Source organism: Streptomyces sp. NPDC097617, from assembly GCF_044761485.1.
GTDB lineage: Bacteria > Actinomycetota > Actinomycetes > Streptomycetales > Streptomycetaceae > Streptomyces.
In genome coordinates, this window is sequence record NZ_JBIWCL010000026.1 from 134,576 (window position 1) to 140,984 (window position 6,409).

Below are 6,409 nucleotides of genomic sequence, written 5' to 3' on the forward strand. Positions count from 1 at the left end.
GGATCCGCATGTCTGTCGAGACCACCCGCCGCGATGCCGAGCCCGTCGCCGTCATCGGGCTGTCCTGCCGCTTCCCGGACGCGCGCGCCGAAGGTGCCGAGGGTGCCGGCGGCTTCGACGCGGGCTTCTTCGGCATCGCGCCGGAAGCAGCCGTGTCGCTGGGCGCGCCCCGGCGGCTCCTGCTCGAACTGGGCTGGGAGGCACTGGAGCAGGCCGGCATCGTGCCGGCCGCACTGCGCGGGGGCGACACGGGAGTCTTCCTCGGCGCGGACGGCCCGGACGGCCCGGACGGCCCGGACGGCCCGGACGGCCCGGACGGCCCGGACGGCGCCGTCGGCGCGGACCAGTCGGAGGATGTCGACCTGGCCGACGGGGTCCGCTCCGTACTGGGTCTGAGCGGTCCCGGCCGGACCGTGACCGACGGCCCGGCGTCCGCTCTCGAGGCCGTGCACCTGGCAGCCGAGAGCCTGCGCGCCGGCGAGAGCCGGATCGCGCTCGCGGGCGGGGCCGGGTCCGAGGCCGGAGGAGTCCCCGTCGCCGGGGCCGTTCTCGTACTCAAGACCCTGGCGCGGGCCCTGGCCGACGGCGACCGTGTGCGCGGTGTACTGCCCGGCGCCGGGCCGTCGGCGGAGCGGCCCGAGGCCGGTACGGTGGGACTCACCGAACTCACCGAACTCACCGGACTCGCCGGGCTGGTCGCGGCCCTGGACTCCCCCGCCCCACCGCCCGCCGGGGACGCCGCGGGTCCGCAGGATCGTTCCGGCGCCCCGGCCGCCTTCCGCGCCGGCACGCTCCCCTGGGTGCTCTCCGGGCACACCGCCCCGGCCGAACGCGCACAGGCGGAGCGGCTCCTCGCCCACCTCACGTCCCACGCCGAACACGCCGAGCACGCCGAACGCCCGCGCCCCGCCGACATCGGCCGTTCCCTGGCCGTGTCGCGCACCGCCTTCGCCCACCGCTCGGTCCTGCTGGCCGCCACCGAGGCGGAGTTCACCGAGCAGCTCACCGCCCTCGCCGAGGGCCGCCGCGGCCCCGCCCGCATCAGCGGCACGGCCTCGCCCCGCGACCGGGCCGTCTTCGTCTTCCCCGGCCACGGCTCGCAGTGGGCCGGCATGACCGCCGACCTGCTCGACACCTCCGACGTCTTCCTCGCCTCCGTCCGGGCCACCGCCGGGGCGCTGGCACCCTACGTCGACTGGTCGCTGGAGGACGTCCTGCGCGAGGTGCCCGGCGCGCCCGCGCTGGACCGCATCGACGTCATCCAGCCGGCCCTGTTCGCGACCTCGCTCGGTCTCGCCGCCCTCTGGCGCTCCTTCGGCATCGAACCCGCCGCCGTGGTCGGTCACAGCATCGGCGAGCTCGCCGCGGCCGTTGTCGCGGGCGGGCTGAGCCCGCAGGACGGCGCGCGGGCGAGCGCGCTGTGGGGCAGGGCTCAGGCCCGGCTCGCGGGCCGGGGTTCGATGCTCTCGGTCCTGCTGCCCCTCGAGGATGTCCGGACCCGCCTGTCGGCGTGGGAGGGGAAGCTGTCCGTCGCCGGGATCAACGGGCCGCGGTCGATCGCCGTGGCCGGCGACCTGGACGCCGTCGAACGCCTCCACGAGGAGCTGACCGCCGAAGGGGTGCGGGCCCGGCGGGTCGCCATCGACTACGCGCCGCACTGCGCCCACATGGACGAGATCCACAAGGAACTGCTGACCGTCCTCGCCCCGCTGCGCCCCCGGAAGGGAAACATTCCCTTCTACTCCGGGCTGACGGGCGACCTGCTGGACACCCGCTCTCTGGACGCCTCGTACTGGTTCCGCAGCCTGCGCGAGCCCGTGCTGTTCGAGAGCGGGATCCGCTGCCTCGCCGACCACGACCTCTTCATCGAGATCAGCCCCCACCCGGTGATGACCCTGCCCGTCGAGCAGACCCTGGAGACCACCGACTCCACGGCCCTCGTGGTCGGTTCGCTACGGCGCGGCGCCGACGGGCCGCACCGGTTCCTGTCCTGCGTGGCAGAGGCCTACGCCCACGGCGCCCCGGTGGACTGGACCCCCGTCTTCCCGGCCGACGCCGCGCTCGTCGACCTGCCGACGTACGCCTTCCGCCACGACGCACCCGAGGCCGCCGAGGCCGCCGACCCCTTCGCCGCCGGCGGCGACCCGGAGCGTACAGCCGGGTTCCTGATGGACCTGGTGCGCTCCGAGGTGGCCCTCGTCCTCGGCCGCGGCACGGGCGCCGACATCGACCCCGCCCGCTCCTTCACGGACCTCGGGCTCGACTCGGCGACCGCCGTGGAGCTGCGCAACCGGCTGGTCGCCGCCACCGGCCTGAAGCTGCCGACCACCCTGCTGTTCGACCGGCCCACCCCCGAGAGGCTCGTGGCCCGGCTCGCCGAGCTGTCGGGCGTCGTCGCCGCGCACGAGCCCGTCTCCCGCGCCCTCGCCCGCCGGGTCGCGAGCTCCGACGAGCCCATCGCGATCGTCTCCATGGCCTGCCGTTTCCCGGGCGGCGTGGCCTCCCCGGAGGACCTGTGGCAGCTGCTCGTGGAGGAGCGGGACGCCGTCTCCGAGTTCCCCGGCAACCGCGGCTGGGCGCTGGAGACCCTCTTCAACGGCGACCCCGACCGCGCGGGCACCTCGTACACCCGGCAGGGCGGGTTCCTGCACGACGTCGACCGGTTCGACGCCGAGTTCTTCGGGATCAGCCCGCGCGAGGCCACGGCCATGGACCCGCAGCAGCGCATGGTGCTCGAAACCGTGTGGGAGGCCGTGGAGCGGGCCGGGATCGATCCCGCCGCCCTGCGCGGCAGCGGCACCGGTGTGTACGTCGGCGCCATGGCGCAGGACTACGGCCCCCGCCTCCACGAGGCGGGCGAGGGCGTCGGCGGGTACCTGCTGACCGGCACCTACACCAGCGTGGTCTCCGGCCGCGCCTCCTACACCCTGGGCCTGGAGGGCCCCGCCGTCACCGTCGACACCGCCTGCTCGGCCTCCTTGGTGGCCCTGCACACCGCGGCGCAGGCGCTGCGGGCCGGCGAGTGCGAGCTGGCTCTCGCCGGCGGTGTGACGGTGATGGCGAGCCCCGGCATGTTCGTGGAGTTCAGCCGCCAGCGCGGTCTGTCCGTGGACGGGCGCTGCAAGTCCTTCGCGGAGGCGGCCGACGGCACGGGCTGGGGCGAGGGCGTCGGCATGCTGCTCCTGGAGCGGCTCTCCGACGCGCGGCGGGGCGGTCACGAGGTGCTCGCCGTCATCCGCGGATCGGCCATCAACCAGGACGGTGCGAGCAACGGACTCAGCGCCCCCAACGGCCCTTCGCAGGAACGGGTGATCCGGGAGGCGCTGGCCGCCTCCGGGCTGTCGGCCGCGGACGTGGACGCCGTCGAGGCGCACGGTACGGGCACCCGGCTCGGCGACCCCATCGAGGCGCAGGCCCTGCTGGCCACCTACGGTCGGGGCCGCGAGGCCGACCGGCCGCTGTACCTGGGCTCGCTCAAGTCCAACATCGGGCACACCCAGGCCGCGGCGGGCGCCGGCGGTGTCATCAAGATGGTCATGGCGATCCGCAACGGCCTGCTGCCCCGCACCCTGCACGTGGACACCCCGACCTCGCACGTGGACTGGTCGAGCGGCGCGGTCTCGCTGCTGACCGAGGCCACTGCGTGGCCCGAGACCGACCGGCCCCGCCGGGCCGGTGTGTCCTCCTTCGGTGTCAGCGGCACCAACGCCCACCTGATCCTGGAGCAGGCGTCCGCTGCGGAGGGCCATGAGGCTCAAGAGGTACTGGAGGGGTCGGACGGCACACCGGCTGACCGCACACCGGCGGACGGAGCCGGCGCCGCCTCCACCGCCTTCGTCCTCTCCGCCAAGAGCGACCGGGCACTGCGGGCCCAGGCCGGCAGGCTCCTGGACCGCCTCCGGGCCGACCCCGGCGTCCGGCTCGCGGACATCGGCCACTCCCTCGCGCTCGGCCGCGCCCACTTCGACCGGCGGGCCGCCGTCGTCGCCGACGACCTCGCCGGTCTGGAGCAGGGCCTGCGCGCGCTGGTCGACGGCGCCACCGACCGCGGCCTGGTCACCGGGCAGAGCCGGCCCGCCGCCCGCCCCGTCTTCGTCTTCCCCGGTCAGGGCGCGCAGTGGGTGGGCATGGCGGCCGGGCTGCTGGAGTCCTCCCCCGTGTTCGCCCGCCGGATGGCCGAGTGCGCGGCGGCCCTGGAGCCGCTGGTGGACTGGTCGCTCCTCGATGTCGTACGCGGTGCGGACGGGGCCCCCGGCTTCGAGCGCGTGGACGTCGTACAGCCCGTCCTGTGGTCCGTGATGGTGTCCCTGGCCGAGGTCTGGCGCTCGCTGGGCGTGGAACCGGCCGCCGTGATCGGTCACTCCCAGGGCGAGATCGCCGCGGCCTGCGTGGCCGGCGTGCTCAGCGTCGAGGACGCGGCCCGGGTGGTGGCGCTGCGCAGCCGCGCCCTGACCGTGCTGTCGGGCCGGGGCGGCATGATGTCGGTGGCCGAGCCCGCCGCATGGGTACGGGAGCGGATCGGGGCCTGGCGGGGCCGGATCTCCGTCGCCGCGGTCAACGGCCCTGCGCAGACCGTGGTGTCCGGTGACCCGGACGCGCTCCGCGAGTTCCTCGCCCGGTGCAAGGACGGAGGGTCGCGGGCCCGCCTCGTCGACGTCGACTACGCCTCCCACTCCGCGCATGTCGAGGAGATCGAGGGCGAGTTGGCGCGGCTCCTCGACGGCGTCGAGGCACGCTCGGGCGATGTTCCGGTCTACTCCTCGCTGACCGGAGCGCTGCTGCCCGACGCGAAGGTGATGGGCGCCGGGTACTGGTACCAGAACCTGCGCGAGACCGTGCAGTTCGAGTCAGCGGTCGGCGAACTGCTCGCGGCCGGTCACCACACCTTCATCGAGGTCAGCCCGCATCCGGTGCTCACCATCGGCGTGCAGGCCGCACTCGACGAGGCCGGTATGCGGGGCACCGCGCTGGGCACCCTGCGCCGCGACGAGGACGAGGCGAACCGGCTGCTGCTCTCGCTCGGCGAGGCGCACTGCCACGGCATCGGCGTCGACTGGTCCGCCGTGTTCGACGGCAGGGGCGCCCGCAGGGTCCCGCTGCCGACGTACGCCTTCCAGCGGACGCGGTTCTGGCTCGACACCCCGGTCACCGCGGAGGACCCGTCCGGCCTGGGGCTCGCCCCGGCCGAACACCCGCTGCTCGGCGCGATGACCAGCCTCGCCGGTGGCGAGGGCGTGCTGTTCACCGGTCGCGTCTCCCGGCGCAGCCACCCCTGGGTCGTCGACCACGCCGTCGTCGGTACGGTCCTGCTGCCCGGCACCGCTCTCGTCGACATGGCCGTCGCGGCGGGCGGGCGCTTCGGCCACGACCGGCTCCAGGAGCTGGTCCTGCAGGCGCCGCTGATCGTCCCCGAGGACGGCGCGATTCACCTCCAAGTGACCCTGGGGGCCGAGGAGTCGGACACCCGTACCGTCACCGTCCACTCCCGCCTCGAGGGCGGCGCGGACGAGGAGTGGACCCTGCACGCCTCGGGCCTGCTGACCGCAGGTGAGGAGCCGGCGCCCGCCGCCACCGCAGCCTGGCCGCCGCACGGCGCGCGGCCCGTTGCCCTGGACGACGCCTACGACCGCCTCGCGGAGCGCGGATACGAGTACGGGCCGGTCTTCCAGGGCCTGGGCCGGGTCTGGACGACCGGCACGGGGCCCCTGGCCGAGCGCTTCGCGGAGGTCTCCCTCCCGCAGGAGCAACACGCCGACGCCGCGGCCTTCGCCCTGCACCCGGCGCTCCTCGACGCCGCCCTGCACGCGATGCTCGTCGGTGACGGCACCGCGCTGACCATCCCGTTCTCCTTCAACGGGGTCACGCTGCACGCCACCGGTGCGACGACGCTGCGGGTGCACGTGATCCCCTCCGACGCCGACAGTGCCTCGCTGACGGCCACGGACCCGGCCGGCCGGCCCGTCGTCACCATCGACTCCATCACGCTGCGCCCGGCCGGGGACCTGCGGGCCCACGGTGCGAGCAAGCAGAGGGGCGGTCTGCACCGGATGGGCTGGAAGCCGCTCCCGCCGAGTACGCAGAGCACGACCGGGCTCTGGGCGGTACTGGGCGGCGACCCGCACGGGCTGGCCGCGGCCGTCTCCGGGGACGCGTACGCCGATGTCACCGAGCTGCGGACCGCGCTGGGTGACGGCGCCCAACTACCGTCCTTCATCGGTCTGTCGCAGGAGATCACCGAGGTGCACGCGGCGGTCCAGGACACCCTGGCCACCCTCCAGCAGCTCCTGGCCGACCCCGCCCTCGACTCCACCCGGATCGTCGTCCTCACCCGGGGCGCCACCGCCCTCACCACCGACGAGGACATCCTCGACCTGCCCGCCGCCGCCCTCACCGGCCTCGTCCGCACCGC

General features: G+C 75.1%; 1 protein-coding gene. It reads left to right on the forward strand.

Annotation, left to right across the window (positions count from 1 at the left end; translation table 11 throughout):
- Positions 1-8 precede the first annotated feature (8 nt).
- Positions 9-6,409: acyltransferase domain-containing protein (locus tag ACIQZO_RS32545; protein WP_403633163.1), on the forward strand; the 6,401-nt coding region annotated here is incomplete at its 3' end.